The 19,660-nt window shown below is 70.7% G+C and carries 18 protein-coding genes; 9 read left to right on the plus strand and 9 right to left on the minus strand.

What is annotated here, in order from left to right; translation table 11 throughout:
- Positions 1 to 184: 184 nt before the first annotated feature.
- From O145_RS15750 to O145_RS15760, 3 genes are all read left to right on the plus strand, one after another.
- Complete coding sequence (locus tag O145_RS15750; RefSeq protein ID WP_043564721.1) at positions 185 to 1,798, plus strand: GTPase family protein; 1,614 nt, start codon at positions 185 to 187, stop codon at positions 1,796 to 1,798.
- A complete protein-coding gene (locus O145_RS15755) occupies positions 1,795 to 3,267 on the plus strand; it encodes a GTPase (protein ID WP_043564722.1) in 1,473 nt (490 codons plus the stop codon). The genes O145_RS15750 and O145_RS15755 overlap by 4 nt, the downstream gene beginning before the upstream one ends.
- A gap of 229 nt (positions 3,268 to 3,496) precedes the next feature.
- Complete coding sequence (locus O145_RS15760; protein ID WP_043564724.1) at positions 3,497 to 4,090, plus strand: single-stranded DNA-binding protein; 594 nt, start codon at positions 3,497 to 3,499, stop codon at positions 4,088 to 4,090.
- Between the two features lie 25 nt (positions 4,091 to 4,115).
- Here O145_RS15760 and O145_RS15765 read toward each other — a convergent pair whose 3' ends face one another.
- Positions 4,116 to 4,631: a hypothetical protein gene (locus O145_RS15765; protein WP_043564726.1), complete on the minus strand. Its 516-nt coding sequence runs from the start codon at positions 4,629 to 4,631 to the stop codon at positions 4,116 to 4,118.
- A gap of 128 nt (positions 4,632 to 4,759) precedes the next feature.
- On the opposite strand from O145_RS15765, the gene ftsE reads away from it, so the two are divergent.
- From ftsE to smpB, 4 genes are all read left to right on the plus strand, one after another.
- On the plus strand, positions 4,760 to 5,449 hold the full coding sequence (gene ftsE / locus O145_RS15770) for a cell division ATP-binding protein FtsE (protein WP_043564728.1): 690 nt from the start codon (positions 4,760 to 4,762) through the stop codon (positions 5,447 to 5,449).
- A 14-nt stretch (positions 5,450 to 5,463) separates the two neighbouring features.
- On the plus strand, positions 5,464 to 6,396 hold the full coding sequence (ftsX, locus tag O145_RS15775; RefSeq protein WP_043564730.1) for a permease-like cell division protein FtsX: 933 nt from the start codon (positions 5,464 to 5,466) through the stop codon (positions 6,394 to 6,396).
- Between the two features lie 152 nt (positions 6,397 to 6,548).
- Positions 6,549 to 7,775, plus strand: a complete 1,227-nt coding sequence (locus O145_RS15780; protein WP_411265974.1) for a peptidoglycan DD-metalloendopeptidase family protein — start codon at positions 6,549 to 6,551, stop codon at positions 7,773 to 7,775.
- A gap of 141 nt (positions 7,776 to 7,916) precedes the next feature.
- The gene (gene smpB, locus O145_RS15785) at positions 7,917 to 8,447 is read left to right on the plus strand and encodes an SsrA-binding protein SmpB (RefSeq protein WP_043564731.1); all 531 of its coding nucleotides are present in this window, start codon (positions 7,917 to 7,919) and stop codon (positions 8,445 to 8,447) included.
- A 65-nt stretch (positions 8,448 to 8,512) separates the two neighbouring features.
- Here the strand turns inward: smpB and O145_RS15790 are convergent, their stop codons facing one another.
- From O145_RS15790 to O145_RS15805, 4 genes are all read right to left on the minus strand, one after another.
- Positions 8,513 to 8,956, minus strand: a complete 444-nt coding sequence (locus O145_RS15790) for an RpiB/LacA/LacB family sugar-phosphate isomerase (RefSeq protein WP_043564733.1) — start codon at positions 8,954 to 8,956, stop codon at positions 8,513 to 8,515.
- Positions 8,957 to 8,980: 24 nt separating this feature from the next.
- Positions 8,981 to 10,006, minus strand: coding sequence for a 4-hydroxythreonine-4-phosphate dehydrogenase PdxA (gene pdxA, locus O145_RS15795; protein ID WP_043564735.1), 1,026 nt, complete (start codon positions 10,004 to 10,006; stop codon positions 8,981 to 8,983).
- Positions 10,003 to 11,364 (minus strand): four-carbon acid sugar kinase family protein, encoded by a 1,362-nt coding sequence (locus tag O145_RS15800; RefSeq protein WP_043564736.1) that lies wholly within the window; start codon positions 11,362 to 11,364, stop codon positions 10,003 to 10,005. Before O145_RS15800 ends, pdxA begins: the two co-directional genes overlap by 4 nt.
- A gap of 76 nt (positions 11,365 to 11,440) precedes the next feature.
- Entirely contained in the window at positions 11,441 to 12,787 is a 1,347-nt protein-coding gene (locus O145_RS15805) for an MFS transporter (protein ID WP_043564738.1), read from the minus strand.
- Between the two features lie 126 nt (positions 12,788 to 12,913).
- On the opposite strand from O145_RS15805, the gene O145_RS15810 reads away from it, so the two are divergent.
- Complete coding sequence (locus O145_RS15810) at positions 12,914 to 13,903, plus strand: sugar-binding transcriptional regulator (RefSeq protein WP_084682688.1); 990 nt, start codon at positions 12,914 to 12,916, stop codon at positions 13,901 to 13,903.
- Between the two features lie 56 nt (positions 13,904 to 13,959).
- On the opposite strand, the gene O145_RS15815 is transcribed toward O145_RS15810, so the two are convergent.
- Together O145_RS15815 and O145_RS15820 are read right to left on the minus strand one after the other, a co-directional pair.
- Complete coding sequence (locus O145_RS15815; protein ID WP_043564741.1) at positions 13,960 to 14,703, minus strand: triose-phosphate isomerase family protein; 744 nt, start codon at positions 14,701 to 14,703, stop codon at positions 13,960 to 13,962.
- Between the two features lie 70 nt (positions 14,704 to 14,773).
- A complete protein-coding gene (locus O145_RS15820) occupies positions 14,774 to 16,498 on the minus strand; it encodes a dihydroxyacetone kinase family protein (protein WP_043564743.1) in 1,725 nt (574 codons plus the stop codon).
- Positions 16,499 to 16,621: 123 nt separating this feature from the next.
- Between O145_RS15820 and O145_RS15825 the strand changes: the two genes are divergently transcribed.
- Positions 16,622 to 17,356: a GntR family transcriptional regulator gene (locus O145_RS15825; RefSeq protein ID WP_229118640.1), complete on the plus strand. Its 735-nt coding sequence runs from the start codon at positions 16,622 to 16,624 to the stop codon at positions 17,354 to 17,356.
- Between the two features lie 54 nt (positions 17,357 to 17,410).
- On the opposite strand, the gene O145_RS15830 is transcribed toward O145_RS15825, so the two are convergent.
- Both O145_RS15830 and O145_RS15835 read right to left on the minus strand, forming a co-directional pair.
- Positions 17,411 to 18,193 (minus strand): SDR family NAD(P)-dependent oxidoreductase, encoded by a 783-nt coding sequence (locus tag O145_RS15830; protein WP_229118641.1) that lies wholly within the window; start codon positions 18,191 to 18,193, stop codon positions 17,411 to 17,413.
- 54 nt (positions 18,194 to 18,247) lie between these two features.
- Complete coding sequence (locus tag O145_RS15835) at positions 18,248 to 19,651, minus strand: MFS transporter (RefSeq protein ID WP_229118642.1); 1,404 nt, start codon at positions 19,649 to 19,651, stop codon at positions 18,248 to 18,250.
- Between the last annotated feature and the right edge of the window lie 9 nt (positions 19,652 to 19,660).

The following is a 19,660-nucleotide window of genomic DNA, read 5'->3' on the forward strand; positions in this document are numbered from 1 at the left end:
CGACTACGGGTTCCTCACGCTCATCGGCCTGGTCTGCATGATCGCCTGCTACATCGGCCTGGCCCGCCGAGGACGCCGCTGACACAGCCCGACGCGGGTGGCGGGGCCGGCCCCGGCCCCGCCACCCGGACCGGTCTGACAAGAATGTCGCATGACCCCCGCCCGCGGCCCTAAAGTTGGCCCCATGGCCGCACCCACGCCCCTACTTCCCTCCGGGCAGGACGTTCCTGTCTCGGCGCTCAGCCGCGCCCAGCTCATTGACGTCCTGACCGACACCGTGGGGGACCTGGAACGGCTCGAGCTCATGCTGGACGCAGACGGCGTCGCCGACGCTCGCCGCCTGCGCACCAGCCTCATCGGCCAGGTCCGCGACCACGTGCTGCCTCGTCTGGCGGACGCCGACCTGCCCGCCGTCGTCGTCGTGGGCGGGTCGACCGGCGCCGGTAAGTCCACGCTGGTCAACTCCATCCTGGGCTCCGAGCTCTCCGAGGCCGGGGTCCTGCGCCCCACGACGCGCACGCCCGTCCTGGTCATGAACCCGGAGGACGGCGAGGCCTTCGCCGAGCACCCTCTGGCGCAGGTGTGCCGCAACGTCTTCTCCAAGACCGTGCCCGCGGGCCTGGCCCTCGTGGACGCCTCCGACCTCGACTCCGTGCACGAGGCCAACCGGGCCCTGGCGCTGCGCCTCCAGGAGGCGGCCGACCTGTGGCTCTTCATCACCACCGCCGCGCGCTACGGCGACCACACCCCCTGGGCGTCCCTGGAGGACGCTGCGGGACGGCGCACCCCCATCGGCGTCGTGCTCAACCGGGTCCCCGCCCGGATCCTGCCGGAGGTGCGCCGCGACCTGGTGACGCGCCTGGAGGGGCTGGGGCTGGCCGAGTCCCCCTTCTTCGTCGTCCCCGACGCCGGACCCCACGAGGGCCTGCTGCCGGAGAGCTCGGTCGCGCCGCTGCGCGACTGGATGACTCTGCTGGCGGGCCGCCACCGCGCCGCTGGCCTGGTGCGCCGCACCGGGCACAGCACCTGGACGAGCCTGCGGTCGGATCTCAACCAGCTGGCCGACGATGTTGACGCCCAGGACGACGCCGCCACCCGGCTCGAGAACGCCACCCAGGCCCTGCTCGCGGCGCCCGTGGCGGGCATGCGAGCCGAGATCGACGCGGGCGCCTGGGGGCAGGGGGCGCCCGCCACCCGCTGGCTCGCCCTGGCCTCCGCCGGTGGACCACTGGCCTCCATGGCAGGACTCGAGCCGGGGCGCCGCCTCCGCGCCGGCCTCTTCGGACGCCGCACCAAGGCCCGCGCCCAGGCGCTGGCGGACCTGGCCGCCGACGCCGTCGAGGTCATCGCCGACAGGCTCAAGGCGGCCCTGGTCTCCCTGTCGGGCCAGGCCCGCGAGCTGTGGGCCGATGCGGGCGTGCCGGAGGCCGTCATGCACCAGCGCCTCGGAACGATCCAGGACAAGGATTTCGAGGCCCAGTGGGCGCGCGACCAGGTCCGCGAGCGGCTCGTGCCCGACGTCCTGCCCAAGGGAATGAACGCCGAGGGTGTCGGACACCTGCTCGTCGCCGCCGCCGTCGGGGTCGACGGCGCCGTCGGGGCCGCCCGCAACCTGGGCCTGGCCGAGGCCGCAACCCAGGCTCGTCACGCCCTGGTCCAGGCACTGGCCGCCGAGCTTGCCACCATTGTGCCCGCGGGCGCCGCTCGCTCGCTCGCCCCCGCCCACTCCTTGGCCGCGGCCCTGCGCCTGCGCGCCGGTGAGCTCATCCCCTTCACCCGCCCCGGAGCCTCCGCATGACTCAGGAACCATTCGTCCCCCGCGCCGAGCCCCTCGACGCCGTCCACCTTGAGGCTCGCCTGAACCGCCTGCGAGCCGCCCTCGACACCTGCCCCACGGAGGTGCCCGCCTCACTGGCGATCCCGGCCCGAGAGTCTCTCGATGAGGTCGGCGAGCGCCTTGCGCTGGGCGTGGACCACACCGTCGTGGCCCTGTTCGGCGGCACCGGCTCGGGCAAGTCCTCCCTGTTCAACGCCCTGACCCAGCTGCAGTTCGCCGACGTCGGCGCCCGCCGCCCCACCACCTCTCAGGCCGCCGCCTGCTCCTGGGGCGATGACGCCAGCGCCCTCCTGGACTTCCTGGGGGTGGGCGGCGAGCGGCGTATCCGCCGGGAGTCCCTCCTGGACGCCTCGGACCAGGACGAGCTCGCGGGGCTGGTCCTGCTCGACGTGCCCGACTACGACTCGGTGACCACCGCGCACGCCCTGCAGGTCGACCGCCTCGTGCCGCTGACCGACATCCTCGTGTGGGTCGTCGACCCCCAGAAGTACGCCGACGCCGCGCTTCATGAGGGCTACCTGCGCGGACTGGGCGCTCGCCAGGAGGACATGCTGGTCCTGGTCAACCAGGTCGACACCCTGCCCGCCGGCGGCGCCGAGACCCTCCTGAAGGACGTGCACGACCTGCTCATCGCCGACGGCCTCCAGGACGTCCAGGTCCTGCCGGTCTCCGCCGTGCGCGGAGACAATCTGGGCAAGGTCCGCGAGATCCTGTGCGACCGCGTGGCGCAGGAGTCCAACGCGGCCCGCACCGCCTCGGCCGAGCTCGACGCCATCACCGCCAGGTTGCGCCCGACCGCGGCGCACCGGGAGATCGTGCTCGACCCGGCGGGCGCCCAGAGCGCCGCCGAGTCCCTCATCCGCGCCTCGGGGGCGCAGGCCGTCGAGGACTCCGTGCGCACGGGCCTGGCCCGCGCCCTGCCGCGCGCCCTGGCGCGTCCCGAGCCGCCCTCCAGGACGGCGGTCGCCGCGACCCGCACCACCTGGCTGCAGCAGGTGACCGACGGACTGCCGCCGGTGTGGCTGCGCAGCGTCGAGAGTGCCGTGGCCACGCCCGAGGCCCTGGCCGCCCAGACGGCCGAGGCCGTCGGCTCGGTCGCACTGCCGGGCCACCGCGCACCGGTCATCGAGCTGGCCTGGTGGGGAGGACTCCTGGCCGCGCTCATCGGCCTGGCCTGGGGCATCGCCGTGGCGGCAGGCGGCGGCGTGGTGGTCCTGCCCGCCGTGGTGCTCGTTCTCGGCATGATTGGCGCCATGGTGGCGAGACTCGTGCGTCGTTCGCGTGCGCGCAAGGAGGCCGAGAGCTATGGCGCCCAGGTGCGCAAGCGCGTCTCCTCGGTGGTTGCCCGCGGCCTGACCGCCCCGGCCGACGGCGTGCTCGGCCGTCACCGCCAGCTTCAGGAGGCTCTGGGGATCAGAACCCACTCCTAGCGCTCCCAGCCGTCCCCAGGACCGGCGAGCCGTCCGCCTCGTCTCAGCGGGGCCCTCGCAGGCGTCGCGGATCGGGACCGTGCGGGGCTCCACAGAGGCGGTTCGCGCGGGAGCAGTCCACAGGGCTCAACCGGGCCGGTGGCGCGAGCCCGCCCTCCGGCGCGACCGTGGAGGGGGCCGGCACGGTGCCGGCCCCCACTTCCCATCGGTTTCTCGCTAGGAGCACACCATGAGCCGTCAGCTCGATCTTGTCGTCCAGGGTTCCCTGGGTACCAACCCCGTTGTGTCGCGCACGTCCTCCGGGCGCCTCTTCTGCTACTTCCGCGTGGCCACCGCCCCGTCCTTCCGCGTCGCGGATGTCTGGCGGGAGGGGCCGACCATCTGGTTCACCGCCAAGGCGTGGGGCTACCTCGCCGAGAATCTCGCACGCAGCCTGCACAAGGGCGACCCCGTCGTCCTGGTCGGCCGCTTCTCCCAGGACGCGTGGGAGAACGACCGCGGGCAGCAGCTGACCAATGTCCTGACCGTCTCCTGCGGCGGGCCGGACCTGACCTGGGGCGAGTCGCGCTTCATGAGGGTCTCCCACACGGTCCAGGCAGTCGAGGGAGAGGACGCGACCACCTCGGCCGGGTCGGCGCCCTCCGGGGCCTCGGCGGATGCCGCGCCCGAGCCGCAGGAGGCGCCCGCCGCCGTCGGCATGCAGGAGCCGCAGACTCCTCTGAGCGACGCCCACTGGGAGACGCCGCCGGGAGAGCTCCCCGACCAGCAGGGACCGACGGCCGATCCGCTGTCCTACACGGTCCGCGAGGAGGCACTCGTGTGAGGACGGGTCTGGACGAGGAACCGTCTCATCCCCGCTCCGCCACCAGCCAGTCCAGGTCCGCCGGGTGGGCGACGCGCAGCACCTCGATGAGCACCCGGGTGACGACCTCGGCCGCCGCACCGCCGTCCTGTACGAGGCGCGTGAGCCGGTCCTCGCGCCGGCCCCACCCCAGGAGCGCCAGCTGGGCGCAGGCGCTGTCGCCCAGCAGCACCCGTCCCGCGGCGTCGAGCACGGGCAGCGCCACCTCCACGCCGTCGTGCCCGCCCGTCAGGACGACTCCGGGCGCATCCGGGGAGGCCGTGCGCGGCGGCCGCCTGCGCCACAGCGACCGCAGGCCCCCGCCGCGCTCGGCCAGGTCCTGGTCGGCGACCGCCGGCGCGGGCGCGGTCAGCATCACCGTCAGCCCTCCCTCGGGGCCGGCGGGCAGGCGGCGTCGGCACACCTGCTCCTCGATGAAGACGGCCAGGGACGGGGAGAACCTCGCCCACGAGCCGACGTCGACGACGTCGCTGAGGGCCGGTGGAGACTGCCTGTCGAGCACGGCTCACACGCTAGCGGGTCGCGCCACAGTCACGGTCCGCGTGTCACGCCGGGGATTTCGGCCCGCACTGGATACCGTGACCGCGAATGGGCGGACCACGCCCTCGCACGCCAGGAAGCAGCCACTCGATGATTCGATTCGACCATGTCTCCAAGGTCTACAACCGGGGTGCCCGCCCGGCGCTCGACGACGTCTCGATCAAGGTCAAGAAGGACGAGTTCGTCTTCCTCGTGGGCGCCTCGGGCTCCGGGAAGTCGACCTTCCTGCGGCTGACCCTGCGCGAGGAGCGGCCCACCTCGGGCTCCATCCACGTGCTGGGGCGCGACCTGTCCCAGATCTCCAGCTGGAAGGTCCCCAAGCTGCGCCAGGAGATCGGCTTCGTCTTCCAGGACTTCCGCCTCCTGGAGAACAAGTCCGTCTTCGAGAACGTCGCCATCGCCTCGCAGGTCATCGGCAAGCCGCGCCACTACATCCTCTCGGCGGTGCCGGAGGCCCTCGAGCTCGTCGGGCTGGACGACAAGGAGGAACGGCTCCCGCACGAGCTGTCCGGCGGCGAGCAGCAGCGCGTCGCCATCGCCCGGGCCATGGTCAACCGTCCCAAGCTGCTCATGGCCGACGAGCCGACCGGCAACCTCGACCCCTCGACGTCGGTGGGCATCATGCGTCTGCTCGACCGCATCAACCGGCAGGGCACCACCGTGGTCATGGCCACCCACGACGACGAGATCGTCGACCAGATGCGCAAGCGCGTCATCGAGCTCAAGGCGGGCGAGGTCGTGCGCGACCAGGCCCGCGGCGTCTACGGCTCGGACCGCTGAGAGAAGAGGTACCCATGCGCTTCCGCTTCATCCTGTCCGAGACCTTCAAGGGTCTGACCCGCAACCTCGCCATGACCGTCTCGGTCATACTGGTCGCCTTCGTCTCCCTGCTGTTCGTGGGCGCCTCCGCCCTGCTGCAGCAGCAGATCTCCACGATGAAGGGGAGCTGGTACGACAAGGTCGAGGTCAGTGTCTACATGTGCCCGGCCTCCTCCGGAGCCGCCTCCTCCGGGACCAGCTGCCCTGGGGGCGAGGCCACCCAGGAGCAGATCGACGCCGTCGAGGCCTTCATCAACTCCAACACCCTCCGGCCCTACGTCAAGAGCTACACCTTCGAGTCCAAGGCGGAGGCCTATGCCAAGTTCAAGGAGGTCTACGGCGACCGTGACATCGGCCGCAGCGCCACGGAGGAGATGATGCCGGTCTCCTTCCGCATCAAGCTGATCGACGCCGAGAAGTACCAGGTCGTCGCCGAGCAGCTCACCGGCCGCGACGGCGTCCAGCGCGTGGTCGACCAGCGCAAGACTCTCGAGACGTTCTTCCTGGTGATGAACCGCGCCTCGTGGATCACCGGGGGCCTGGCCGCGATCATGGCCGTGGCCGCCGTCCTCCTGATCTCCACCACCATTCGCCTGTCGGCGATGAGCCGCTCCAAGGAGACGGAGATCATGCGGCTGGTCGGTGCCTCCAACCTCTTCATCCAGCTGCCCTTCATGCTGGAGGGGGCCATCGCCGCACTCATCGGGGCTCTGGCCGCCGTCGGCTCGCTGTGGGTCGGCGTGCACTACATCGTCGACGGCTGGCTGGCGCAGTCGCTGACCTTCATCAACACGGCCTTCATCTCCTCCCGGCACGTCCTGGTCCTGGCGCCCTGGCTCCTGCTGGCCGCGGTCGTCCTGGCGGCCGTCTCCTCCTCATTCTCCCTGTCGAAGTACACAAGGGTCTGATCATGATGCTCTTCCGTCCTCTCAGCGGGGTTCGGGTGCCACTCGCCGAACCGAGCAGACTCACCGGGCCGGTGCGACATCGGGCCCCTGCCGCCCACCGCCGCCTGATCGGGGTCCTCACGGCGATCGCGTTGACGGTGGTGCCACTGGGAATGACGGCGCGTGCGGACGACCGCTCCGACGCCGTCGACCAGCAGAAAGACGCCCAGCAGCGGCAGGACGAGCTCGCCGCCTCACTCGAGGGCGTCTCCGCCGAGCTCGGCCAGGCCTACATCGATCTGCAGAACGCTCAGACCGCGCTGACCACCGCGGAGGACGACCTGGCAACGGCTGAGGACACGCTGGCCGAGAAGGAGCGCGAGCAGCAGATCGCCTCCGACCGCCTCGACGTCGCCGAGGCCGATCTGGACACCGTGTCCGAGGAGGCCACGGCCTCGGAGGCCACGGCCTCGGAGAGCAGCGTCTCCGTGGCGGACCTGGTCGTCTCGACCTACCAGGGCGACAGCACCGTGAGCTCGTGGTCCTACGTGCTGTCCTCCGACACGGTTGACGACCTCACCCAGAGGGCCTCCTCCATGGAGATCGCCGCCTCCATCCAGGAGACGGTCCTGGCCTCCGCCGAGGCTGAGCGCGCCCGGGACGCCAACCGCAAGGCCCGCCAGGACGCCGCGACCGAACGCGTGGCCACCATGAAGGATGAGGCCGACACGGCGGCGGAGGAGGCCCGGACCGCCCGTGACGAGGCCGTGGACAAGCGCAACGAGGTCGCGACCCTGAAGACCGACAAGGAGACGGCGGCGTCCAACCTCGAGACTCAGAAGCAGGACCTGGAGAAGCAGCAGGAGCAGGCCGCGGCCGATGCGGACGCCGCCGCCAAGCGCGTCGCGGAGATCGACGCGGCCAACCGGGCCGCCTACGACAGCGGGCAGGACACCGGGGTGTCCTCCGACTCGATCGGGGCGGACTCGCTGGGCGAGGGCTATATCGGCCACCCCATCAGCGGGCCGTTGAGCGTGACCTCCCCCTTCGGCTACCGCGTCCACCCCGTCACCGGCGTGGGCACGGGCCACCAGGGCACCGACTTCGCCGCGGCCGACGGCACGCCCCAGTACGCCGCGGCCTCGGGCGTCGCCACCTACTGGGACTCCGCCTCGTGCGGCATCGGGATCGACATCAACGCCGGCTACATCGACGGGCACTCCTATGTCATCACCCTGTGCCACCTGTCCGGGCGGGCCATCGCCGACGGACAGCAGGTCAACCGCGGCGACCTCGTCGGGTACACCGGCTCCACGGGCTACGCGACCGGGCCCCACGTCCACTTCCAGGTGGCGCAGGACGGCGTGTACATCGACCCGATGACCCTGCCCGGATTCTGACCGCGACCCGGTCGGCGGCCGTCTGCGCCCGGTCGCGCCTGCTGCGGCGCGCAGGTTGACGCCGCCCGCCGGCCGCGTAGGCTGGGGCATCGCGCCCGCCGGCCTGGTGACGCGCTCAGCACCGACCGGAAGGGGACTCTCATGGCCAGGAAGCCCGAGGCGCGCAAGAAGCCCACGCCGGGTCAGCGCGCCAAGGCCGCCTCCGACGCCCACAAGACGATCGCCCGCAACAAGAAGGCGACTCACGACTACTTCGTCGAGGACCGCTACGAGGCGGGGCTCGTGCTGACGGGCACCGAGGTCAAGGCACTGCGGATGGGGCGGGCCTCCCTGACGGAGGCGTGGATCGAGATCGATCGTCGCGGCGAGGCCTGGCTCCAGGGGGCGCACATCCCCGAGTACCTCCAGGGCACGTGGAACAACCACGCCCCGCGCCGCAAGCGCAAGCTGCTGCTCCACCGGACCCAGCTCGACAGGCTCGCTCAGAGGGTCCGGGCCAAGGGCTACACGATCGTGCCCCTGGAGCTGTACTTCGTCGGCGGGCGGGCCAAGCTCGAGATCGCCCTGGCCCGGGGGAAGCAGGACTGGGACAAGCGCCAGGCTCTGCGGGAGGCCCAGGACAGGCGCGACGCCGCGCGCGCCATGGCGGCCGCCAACCGGCGTCGAGGCTGAGGCGGGCGCCGCCCTCGGCCTGCTTCGCGGCCTCCTCCGCCGCGGGCCGGGAGCCCTCGGGGCCCTCAGCCGTGCGCCGTGCTCTCGTACTCGCGGATGCGGTCGACCTTGGGGCCGGAGCGGCTGCCGGGATCGAAGGTGTTGGCGAGGTACTCGCGCAGGCACAGCTTGGCGGTCTCCGCTCCCAGGACCAGGGAGCCCATGGCGATGATGTTGGCGTTGTTGGACAAGGTGGCGCGCTGGGCCTGGTAGACGTCGGCCACGCAGGCGCAGTAGGCGCCGGGGACCTTGTTGGCGGCGATGGACACCCCGATGCCGGTTCCGCACACGAGGACGCCGCGGTCTGCCCTGCCGACGGCGACGTCGGAGGCCACGGCAATGGCGACGTTGGCGTAGATGGGGTCATCCGAGGGGTAGTCGACGACCTCGTGACCCAGGTTCTGGGCCTCCCGGATGAGGACGGTCTTGAGCTCCTGGGCGTTGGGGTCGCATCCGAAGGCGAGCTTCACGGTTGTGTCTTCCTTTCCTGACGGTCAGCTGATGGTCTCGTGGTCGAGCTTGCGCTGCGCGAACTCGGCGGCGACGCGGGTGGACTCGATCAGGCTCGCGCCCCGGGCGATGCCCTTGCCCGCGATGTCGAAGGCGGTGCCGTGGTCGACGGAGGCCCGGATGAAGGGGAGGCCGAGCGTGAGGGTGACGGCCTTCTCGAAGTCGAGGGTCTTGCAGGCGATGTGCCCCTGGTCGTGGTACATGGACAGGATGCAGTCGTGGTGGCCGTCGAGGTTGAAGGCGAAGATGGCGTCGGCGGACTCGGGGCCGATGGCGTTGATCCCCAGGGCCCGGGCGTCCTCAACAGCGGGGCGGATGTGCTCGATCTCCTCGGTGCCGAACATGCCCCCCTCCCCGACGTGGGGGTTGAGGGCGGCGACGCCGATGGAGGGGTGGTCGAAGCCGAGCCTGGTGAACTCGGTGTGGATGTTCCTGAGGTAGTCCAGGATCCGCTCGCGGTTGGCCAGGTCGCAGGCCCGGCGCAGTGAGACGTGCCGGCTGACGAAGAACACGCGCAGCCTGTGGACGTTGAACATGGTCAGGGCGTAGGGGGAGCCGGTCAGGGCCTGGTAGATCTCCGTGTGACCGACGTACGGCACGCCGGCCTCGGCCAGGGCGGCCTTGTTGATGGGGGTGGTCGAGACGGCGTCGATGCGGCCGGCGACGCCCAGCTCGATGGACCTCTCCAGGTAGGAGTATGCGCGCAGGGCCGCGTCCTTCTGGATCCTGCCGTACTCGATGACGGCGTCGTCGGCGACGCCGGTCGTCATCAGGTCGATGGTGCCCGGACGGTGAAGGGCCTGCTCGGGCTCGGTGATGATGTTGACCTCGGGCGCCGGGACGCCCATGGCGCGGGCGGCGGCCTCGAGACTGTCCGGGTGCCCGATGACGAAGGGGTCGCAGACATCGTGGATCAGGGGGCTGGCCATGGCCTGGATGACGGTCTCAGGGCCGATGCCTGCCGGGTCGCCCAGGGTGATCGCCATCTTTGGCTTGCGGGTGCTGGTCATTGGGTGATCTTCCTTTCGTCGAAGAGGCGGTTGACGGAGAGGATGGCGGTGTCGGTGGAGCCGGTGAGCCCGCCCTTGCAGACGATGGGGACGCCGTCGTAGGGGCCGCCGCTGATGCGGCCCTGGTCGATCTGGGGAATGACGTAGTCGACCAGGGTGATGCCCTTGGCTCCCAGGGTCAGGCAGGAGTCGATCATGACGTCGCCCCCGGTGAGGTAGAGGCCCGCGCACGCCTCGGGCCCGATCATGTCGGCAACCAGGCGCGCCAGGATGCCGAAGCGGATGGTCAGGAGCGTAGACGCCTGCTGCCCGCTCTGCCCGCTGGCGCGCTCCATGTCCTCGATGGAGGCGCGCACCCCGGTCAGGACCGTCTCCAGGGCGAGCACGAGCACACGCGGGCGACCCCGGCCCAGGATCTCATTGACCTGGAAGGCGACGCGGGAGCACTCGGCGTCGAACACCTCGCGCGGACCGAGCAGGTCCAGGACCCTGGCCCCGACCGCGCAGGTGCCCTCCACGCCCCGCAGGGCCCGGACCTGGTCGTGGGTGACCGTGGTGGCGCTGCCGGCAACGACCATGACGGTGCCCGCGTCGTCGGGCAGGGACCGGCTGCGCAGGCCCCTGTCGGCCACGGCGGTCGGGGTGATCAGACCCGAGCGGACGGCGAGGCGGACGGTGAAGGGGCCCGGGTCCACGCAGACTGTCCTCCAGCCCAGTGACACCACGGCCCGGGCGACCTGGTCGACGTCGTCGGTGGTGACGGCGTCGACGACGAACACCCTGCACCCCGCCGTCCGCCCCCTGGCCAGCTCGCCGGCGACCCGCTCGTGGCCGGCCAGGACATGGCCCAGGTCGATGTGCTCGACCGGGAGGGAGAACTGCTCGGCGAACAGGGTGGGCAGGTGGGACTGGCGCACGGGGGTGCGCACGTCCTGGGCCACCGCGGTGCGCGAGAGCAGCTCGGAGTCGATCAGCGAGTAGCCGCCCACGACGATCCGTTTGGACTGGGGCATCGCCGGGACGATCACTGCGACGTGGTCCTCTCCCAGGGCGGTGAGCATCCCCTCGACCTCCGGGCCGATCCCGCCGCGGCAGGTCGTGTCAATGCGCTTGGAGAACTGACGGGCGCCCAGGCGCATGAGCGACCGCGTGGCGCGCCGGACCCGCCCGAAGGCGACCTCGGGCTCCATGGGACGCGAGTCGGTGCTGGTGATGAGCACATCCTCGTCCCCCCGGATGTCCTCCTCCAGGGTGCGGTGGTTGAAGTAGACGCTCGCCTCCACGCCCTCCCGGGCGATGAGCGCGCCTACCGTCGTGGCTCCGGTGACGTCGTCGGCGACGATCCCGAGCGTGGTCATTATCGATTCCCTTTCCTTTTCCTTCTTCTCTCTTGCTGCTGCTCCGTTTTCCGCGGCCTCGTCGCAGTGCGCGGGCTCACGCCTGAGCGACCGCCCCCTCGGCGCGGGGGCGCACCTCGGTGATGGAGAACATGAGGAGGAACGCCGCCACGAGAACCGCGACGAAGTAGGAGAAGGCGACGGTGTAGCTGCTGGTCGCGTCCAGGAGGGCGCCCACGATCATGGGGGCGAAGAACCCTCCCAGATTGCCGCCGGAGTTGATGATCGAGATCGCGAAGGGGTAGGTGTGCGTCGTGGTGGCGTTCATGCCGTAGGAGGTGAAGGTCGACCATCCCAGGTTCAGGCAGAATCCGGTCAGGAACAGGCAGGTGGCCAGCAGGACGGTGTTCTGCGGGACCACCAGCACAGTGGCCATGAGGATGGCCGTGCCCAGGGCGGTGATCATCATGGTCGGCTTGCGGCGCGAGCGGAAGATGTAGTCGGAGACCCAGCCGCCGATCAGGGCGCCGACCATGCCGCCTATGAACGGCGTGGCGGACATGAGCCCCATGTTCAGGACGTCGTAGCCGCGGGCCTCCTTGAGGTAGGAGGGGATCCATGTGATCATCCCGTACAGGACGTTGTTCATGAAGAAGTAGCCCAGGGTGACACCCCAGATGTTCCACGAGCCCAGGACCTTCCTGTTGGTGTCCAGGGACGGCAGCGTGCGCAGCCGGATGACGCGGTCGATCCAGCCCATGTCGCCGAACGGGCGCTCCCTGCGACCGGCGGGGGCGGAGGAGGTGATGTGCTCCAGCTCGGCGGCGTTGGTGAAGCGGCTCTGCGAGGGGTGGGAGCGCACGAGGAGGAAGAAGGCCAGGGCCAGGACGACGCCGGGCAGGGCGAACCAGTGGAAGACGGCCCGCCACCCGGCGGCCTCGGCGATCAGGACCGCGATCATGGGGACGATCATCGGCGCCAGCTGGGTGGAGGCGATGTAGACGCCGGTCGCCGTGCCCTTCTCGCTGCGGGGGAACCAGGTGTTGATCGTCGTGGTCATGCCCACCGGCGTCGCCCCCTCGCACAGGCCCAGCAGCAGCCGCAGGACGATCAGCATGACGGCCGTGGTGGTGAACCCCATGGCGAAGGTCACCAGCGAGAACAGCAGGATGGCCACCGACACGATCGTGCGGGTCCCCCACTTCTCCATGAGCAGGCCGGCCGGGATCTGCGAGATCGCGTAGCCCAGGAAGAAGAAGCTCGAGATAGCGCCCGAGGCGAAGTGGGAGATGCGGAACTCGTCCTTGAGGTAGGGCAGGACCGCGCCGACGTTGGACCGGTCGGCCATGCACACCACGTACCCGACGAAGATGATCGCCAGGACGACCCACCGGTAGGAGGTGGGGCGCTGCGCCGACGCAGCGCGCTGAGGTGACTGAGACATTCGTGAACTCCTTTGTCAACGAGTGCTCCGAAGAACATGCATGCATCATTATTGCACCTACTGCCCATCCTGACGGTATTATGAAGCCAAAGTTGAGAAATTGTGTCATTTGTGTGAGGTGGATCGATGGGGTACCGGACGTTGAGTCCGCGTGAGAGGGCGCGGCTGGCCGACGCGGCGCAGATGTACTGGGTGGAGGGGCAGAAGGTCGAGGCCGTCGCCCGGGCCCTGGACGTGTCCCGCTCCACGGTCTCGCGGATGCTCGCCCGCGCCCGCCGGGAGCGCATTATCGAGTTCACCGTGCACCGCCACGAGGACTCCACCGTCGCCCTGCGGCGCGAGCTGGCGGCGCGCTACGGCGTCGGCGCGGCCGTCCCGCCGGTGGAGGGGGGCGCCCCGGCCGCGGTGCGCCGCCACGCCGTGGGCGAGGAGGCGGCCGCCTGGCTGGCGGGCACCGTGTCTCCCGGTACCGTCATCACCGTCTCCTGGGGCCTGACCGTGGAGGCGATGTCGGCCTGCCTGCGGCGCAAGAGAAGCGCGGGCGTCCACGTCGTCCAGCTGCACGGCTCGGGCAATGTGGCCAGCATCGGGGAGAACTACGCCGGAGAGGTCCTGGGGCGCTTCGGGGCCGCCTTCGACGCACGCGTCCACCTCCTGCCCGTCCCCGCCGTCTTCGACTCCGAGCGCGCCCGGGACGTCATGTGGGCCGAGCGCAGCGTGCGGGAGGTCATCGCCCTGCGCGACCGCTCCGACGTCCTGGTCACCTCCATCGGCACCTCGAACGGCGAGACTCCCAGCCGCCTGTACAGCTCGGGCTACATCACCCAGGAGGACCTGGACGCCCTCGAGGCCCAGCACGTGGTCGGCAACCTCGGCTCGACGTTCTTCCGCGCCGACGGCACCGCCGACCGCATCGCCCTCAACAGGCGCACCACCGGCATGTCCCTGGACCAGATCCGCCGCATCCCGCGCAGGCTCCTGGTGGTGGCGGACTCCGGGAAGGCCGCCGCCCTTCATGCCGCCCTCGCCGCCGGCCTGGCCACGCACGTCGTCGTCGACCCCGACACCGCGCACGAGCTGCTCGGCCAGGGCGCGCCCTCCGAGAGGCCGCGATGATCAGCGGGGCCGCCGGGGCGGACGGGACCTGCGCAGGACAGCCCGTCCACGAGGCCTCAGGGCAGGGCGGCGGCCTCCTCCACGACGGCGGCCAGGGCGGCGGGGTCGTGCGCGAAACGGCCCAGGAAGACCCCGTCCACCGCCGGAGCGAGCCGGGTGAGCAGACCCGGGCCCGCTGAGCCGCCGTAGAGGAGGCGGGCCCTGGGCGCCAGTCCTGCGAGCCGCTCCCGGACGGCGGTGCACACGGCCCGGACCTCGTCGGCTGGGGCGGGTGCGGGGGCGCCGATGGCCCAGTAGGGCTCGTAGCCGATCCACAGGTCCTGGTCGGGTACCTGCGCCCCCAGGGCGGAGCGGATCTGCTCCACGACCGTGGCGGCCGCCGCTTCGGAGGCCGTGCGCTCGGGCTCGCCCACGCAGAGCATGGGGGTCAGGCCGTTGCGCAGAGCCGCCCGGGTCTTGGCCGACACGACCGCCTCGTCCTCCCGGTACAGGGTGCGGCGCTCGAAGTGGCCGACCTCGACGGTGCGCACCCCCAGCTCCGCCAGGTCCGCCCCGGAGACCTCGCCGGTGCAGGCGCCCCGGTCGGCGGCGGCCAGGTCCTGGGCTCCCAGGAGCACGTCCGTGCCCTGCAGGGTCCTGGAGGCGGCGTCCAGGGTCAGGAAGTCGGTGTAGACCGCCAGCGTCACCGCTCCCGAGACCACGGCCCCGGAGCCGGCGGCGATTCGGGCGACCCGGTCCACGTAGTCCAGGGTGCGCTGTCGTTCGAAGTACATCTTGAGGCTCACGGCCACAACAGTCATGACGTTCTCATCTCTTCAGAGGCTCTTGTCGGGCGGGGGCGCTCGGGCCGACGGCGCCGCGGCCGCCGGGTCAGTCCCGGGCGGCGAGGCGGTCGGCGACGGCCTCCATGAGGAGCGCGAAGGAGACTGCTCCCGGATCGGGATGCCCCAGGGAGGCCTCGCCGTGGGTGCGCGCTCTGCCCTTCCTGGCCACGAGGTCGGCGGTGCGCGCGGCGTGGGCGGCGGCCGTGCCGGCTGCGGCCTGCCAGGCGGTGGCCAGGGGAGCGCCCAGGACGGCGTGGTCGGCGAGCTCGTCGGCGAAGGGGCGTGTGGCATCGACCATGGTCTTGTCCCCGGGCCTGGCGGTTCCCACCGTCTCGAAGGCCCTGGCGGCGGCGACCCCAGCCCGGATGAGGGCGTCGTCGTCGGCGGCCTCCTGGTCGCTGAGGGCCTGGCCGAAGGCGGCCAGGGCCTTGCCCCAGGCGGCGCCGGAGGTGCCTCCGGCGCCCTCGGCCCAGGCCGCACCGGCCTGAGAGAACAGCGTCGCCATCCCCACCCCGGCGTCGAGGGCCTCATGGGCGGCCCTGGCGGCGGCGGTGGCGCCCAGGACCATGCCCTGGCCGTGGTCGCCGTCGCCGGCGATCGAGTCGAGCCTGCCCAGCTCGTCCTCCTTGGCCTCCGCGGTGGCGGCCATCACGTCCAGGAGCGTCGCCGCCATCGCGGCCTGCCGGGCGGAGTCGGGGGAGCCGGCCGGCAGGCCCGCGGACGCCTCGGCGGCCACGACCCGTGTCCGGGCGCGGGGGTCTGCGGGCAGGGTCCCGGTCTTGAAGGCGGGGGAGTCGGCCGCGGCGAGCCACAGGGCCTCCAGGTCCTCGTCGAGGAACATCAGGGACAGGGAGGCCCCCGCCATGTCCAGGCTGGTGACCTGCTCGCCGACCACGGGGGCCACGACGCCCAGGCCGCGGGCCTCCAGCAGCCGGCTGACACTGGCGTACAGGACGAAGAGCTCCTCGTACTTGGTGGCGCCCAGACCGTTGAGCAGCACGGCCACACGGCCCGTGTAGCCCCCGCCCCGGACCGGCTCCTCGGCCAGGAGCCGGTCCACGAGGAGCTCGGCGATCTCGTGGGCCGTGGTCATCTCGTGGGAGGAGATGCCCGGCTCGCCGTGGATCCCCAGGCCCAGGGCGTAGGTCCCCTCGGGGACGGTGAACAGCGGCTCGGCCGCCCCCGGCAGGGTGCAGCCGGTGAACGCCACGCCCAGAGAGCGGGACGCCTCATTGGCCCTGCGCGCCGCGGCCTCCACCGCGTCCAGGTCCCGCCCGGCCGCGGCCGCCGCACAGGCCGCCTTCACCACGAACAGGTCTCCGGCGATACCGCGGCGGTCGTCGTGGTGCTCGACCGTGTTGGAGGCGACGTCGTCCGAGACCGTGACGATCCGCGTGTCCAGGCCGGAGGCGATCAGCGCGTCGCGAGCCATCCCGAAGTGCAGGACGTCGCCGGCGTAGTTGCCGAACAGGAGCAGGCAGCCGCCGCCGTTGTCGGCCGCACGCACCACCGACTCCACCTGGGAGGCCGAGGGGGAGGCGAAGATGTTCCCGCACACCGCTCCGTGGGCCATACCGGGCCCCACCCATCCGGCGAAAGCCGGGTAGTGCCCCGAGCCTCCTCCCACGACCACGCTCACCTCGCCGTGCGGGCTGGTCGTCGTGCGCACCACGCCGCCGTGCACGGGCTGCATGTACGTCCTGTTCGCCGCGACCATCCCCTTGAGGGACTCGGCGGGGAACTGCCTGGGGTCATTGATGAGATGTGTCATTGCGATGTCCTGTCGTGTGCGAGTGAGGCGGGGGCTGCGGATCTGTGACCCGCAGCATAGTGCTTGTCGTGGTGACCGTGGGTTCCGATGAATGCTTGAGTTGTGACGCAGTAAAGTAGGAGAGTGAGACAATCGCTCGCCAGCATTATGTCCAGCCTCGGGCCGATCGCCGCCAGAGGCCTTGGCGACGACGTCCATGATGCTCTTCTTGCGATGCTCACCAGCGGGCGGCTCGAGCCCGACGCGCCGCTGGGGATCGATCGTCTGGCGCACGACCTCGGCGTCTCGCCGACCCCGGTGAGGGAGGCGCTGGCGCGGCTCGAGCACACCGGGCTGGTCGTCAGGAGGGCCAACCGCGGCTACCGGGTCGCCCCGCCGATGTCCTCGGAGCAGGTCGCCGAGCTCGTCGATGCGCGAGTGGTCCTGGAATGCGCTGCGGTTGAGAGGGCCATGAAGGACCTTCCCTCCCTTGTCCGTGATCTCCGTGCGGCGCTGCGCGAGCACGAGGCCGCTGCCGAGCGGGTCGTGGCCGACGTGAATCTTGACGACATCTCGACGGTTCAAGACTATTTCGTTAAGGACTGGGCATTTCACCAGGTGATTCTCGATCACTCCGGGAATCACTACATCAGCCGTGCGGTCAACGAGCTCGGCTTCTCCGCGCACAGGATGCGACAGACTCTCGGGGCGAGGGCCACCGACGCCACGGTCGCCGTCTCCGAGCACCGGAGCGTGCTCAGGGGCATTGAGACCGGGGAGGTGTCCGAGGGGCTCGCCGCCATGCGCGAGCACCTGCACCAGGTGGCAGTGAGGTCGTCCCCCTCCGCCGCGGCCTCGGACGCCCCGGGGAGGGACTAGCCGGTGCGGGCCGATCCGCCGGAGCGGCCCGCACCGGGCGTCCGTCAGTGCCCGTCAGTGCATGTGCTTTCCGCCGTCGACGTTGATGGAGACTCCGTTGACGAAGGAGGCCGCCGGCGACAGGAGGAATGAGACCACGGCGGCGACCTCCTCGGGCTGCCCGACCCGGCCGACCGGGATGTTGGAGGACATCTGCATCTTGCGCTCCTCGGTGAGTCTGCCGCCCATGATGTCGGTGTCGATCGGTCCGGGCAGCAGGCAGTTGGTGTTGATGCCGTACTGACCCAGCTCGCGCGCGCCCCCCTTGGTGATCCCCTGGACTCCCGCCTTGGCGGCCGCGTAGGCGAACTTGGAGAAGGTGCCGCCGCCGTCCAGGGCGGTGATGGAGGAGAAGTTGACAATGCGTCCGATGCCGTGCCTCTTCATCTGCTGGGCGCCGTACTTCATCATGAGCATGGTGCCGCGGCAGTTGACGGCCAGGACGCGGTCGAAGACCTCGGTGGCCATCTCCTCCAGGGGGGTCGGGCAGGCGATGCCGGCGATGTTCGCGAGGCCGACGACCGGGGGCATCTCGGCCTCGATGGTGGCGAACGCATCCCGGACCCGGGCCTCATCGGAGATGTCGAGGGCCAGGGCGAGCGTCTTGACGTCGGGATACTCCTGAGCGAGCTCGGCGCCGAACCCGAGGACCTCCTCGGAGATATCGACTGCCACAACGTTCCAGCCCTCGCCGGCGAGCCTCCTGGCGGTGACTCGCGCGATCCCGCGAGGGGCCCCGCAGCCGCTGACGACGGCGGTGTGCCGCTCGGGAAAGACGGGTGTGGTGTACTCAATCATCATGACTCCTTTGTAATGATCTGCGTGTATGCGGATGTCGCGGTTCCGGTGGGCTCACGCGTCCTGCGCCTGCAGCGCGAGGGACGCCTTCTCCTCCTCGGACTGGGGGAAGAGCCTGAGGCCGACAATGAGGAGGAGGCCGATGAATCCAGCCAGCCCCAGGACGATGAGGCCGGCGGCCTCATTGGGGGCCTCGGGTGAGCCCCATGCGCTTTGCGCCGCCCAGGTGCGCAGGTTGGGGGCCAGCCATCCACCGAGGTTGCCCAGGGCGTTGATGAGGCCGGTGGCGCCCGCGAGGGCCGCCCCGCTGAGGTAGCGGGTGGGAAGCTGCCAGAAGATCGGCTGGGCGGAGACGAAGCCGATCGCGGCAACGCTCAGCAGGACCAGGGCCGGTACGGGAGCACGGAGGAAGAACGCGGAGCCGAGGATGCCCGCTCCGGAGAACAGGAGCGTCATGGCGGCCAGGGCGTGCGGGGACCTGCCGCGATTGGCCAGGCGGCTGATCACAATGACTCCGACAAGCGCCGCCGTCCACGGAATGGCGGTGACCAGGGACGCCTCGAGGCCGGCCTTCTGCCCGGTCATAGTGGTGACCTGCTTGGGAAGAAAGAACGTCAGTCCGTAGACGGAGGCCTGGATGCACAGGTAGATGAGGCAGAAGTAGAGGATGCGGGGGTCCAGGAGGGCCTGTCTCCAGGTCAGGGGCCTGGCCTGCTCCTTGGCCGCCTCCTCGATCTCGATCTGACGGGACAGGTGGCTGCGCTCGTCCGGGGTGAGCCACGCGGCGTGGATCGGCCGGTCGATGAGGATGAAGGGGCAGATGAGTCCCACGACGACGGCCAACGCGCCCTCGACGAGGAACATCCAGTGGATTCCGTCCATGCCCAGGATCCCGTCGAGCTCGAGCAGACCGCCGGACAGGGGGTTGCCGAAGATGTTGGCGATCGGCAGGCCGATGTAGAACAGGCCGGTCGCCCACGAGCGCCGGGCGGCGGGGTACCAGTAGGTCAGGTAGAGCATGGCTCCGGGGAAGAAGCCGGCCTCTGTCACGCCGAGCAGGAACCGCAGGGCGTAGAAGCTCATGGGCCCCTGGACGAACATGAAGCATGCCGCGACGATACCCCAGCTGATCATGATGCGGGTCATCCACCAGCGGGCTCCGACCCTGTGCATAATCAGGTTGGAGGGAACCTCGAACACCGCGTACCCGATGAAGAACAGGGTCGCGCCGAAGGCGTACGCCGCCGTCGAGATCCCGTAGCTCGTCTCCCACTTCTCCTGCGCCCAGCCCAGGTTGGTCCGGTCCACGAAGGCGATGACGTACATCAGCAGCAGGAACGGGATAATGTGCCTGGTGACCTTCTTGAGCGCCGATTCGACGACCGCCGCCTCCGGCGTCGTCGGCGGCTTCTCGCCCTGAGCAATCATGGTGACCTCCTTGTCAATGATGTGCTGCAAATCTGTGTC

The organism is Actinomyces israelii DSM 43320, assembly GCF_000711965.1.
Taxonomy (GTDB): Bacteria; Actinomycetota; Actinomycetes; order Actinomycetales; family Actinomycetaceae; genus Actinomyces; species Actinomyces israelii.

Coding starts and splice junctions, on each gene's coding strand:
- O145_RS15750 (WP_043564721.1), top strand. CDS start 185: ATGGCCGCACCCACGCCCCTACTTCCCTCCGGGCAGGACGTTCCTGTC.
- O145_RS15800 (WP_043564736.1), bottom strand. CDS start 11,364: ATGACCACGCTCGGGATCGTCGCCGACGACGTCACCGGAGCCACGACG.
- O145_RS15755 (WP_043564722.1), top strand. CDS start 1,795: ATGACTCAGGAACCATTCGTCCCCCGCGCCGAGCCCCTCGACGCCGTC.
- O145_RS15780 (WP_411265974.1), top strand. CDS start 6,549: ATGACGGCGCGTGCGGACGACCGCTCCGACGCCGTCGACCAGCAGAAA.
- ftsX (WP_043564730.1), top strand. CDS start 5,464: ATGCGCTTCCGCTTCATCCTGTCCGAGACCTTCAAGGGTCTGACCCGC.
- ftsE (WP_043564728.1), top strand. CDS start 4,760: ATGATTCGATTCGACCATGTCTCCAAGGTCTACAACCGGGGTGCCCGC.
- O145_RS15815 (WP_043564741.1), bottom strand. CDS start 14,703: ATGACTGTTGTGGCCGTGAGCCTCAAGATGTACTTCGAACGACAGCGC.
- O145_RS15805 (WP_043564738.1), bottom strand. CDS start 12,787: ATGTCTCAGTCACCTCAGCGCGCTGCGTCGGCGCAGCGCCCCACCTCC.
- O145_RS15810 (WP_084682688.1), top strand. CDS start 12,914: ATGGGGTACCGGACGTTGAGTCCGCGTGAGAGGGCGCGGCTGGCCGAC.
- smpB (WP_043564731.1), top strand. CDS start 7,917: ATGGCCAGGAAGCCCGAGGCGCGCAAGAAGCCCACGCCGGGTCAGCGC.
- O145_RS15820 (WP_043564743.1), bottom strand. CDS start 16,498: ATGACACATCTCATCAATGACCCCAGGCAGTTCCCCGCCGAGTCCCTC.
- O145_RS15830 (WP_229118641.1), bottom strand. CDS start 18,193: ATGATTGAGTACACCACACCCGTCTTTCCCGAGCGGCACACCGCCGTC.
- O145_RS15760 (WP_043564724.1), top strand. CDS start 3,497: ATGAGCCGTCAGCTCGATCTTGTCGTCCAGGGTTCCCTGGGTACCAAC.
- pdxA (WP_043564735.1), bottom strand. CDS start 10,006: ATGACCAGCACCCGCAAGCCAAAGATGGCGATCACCCTGGGCGACCCG.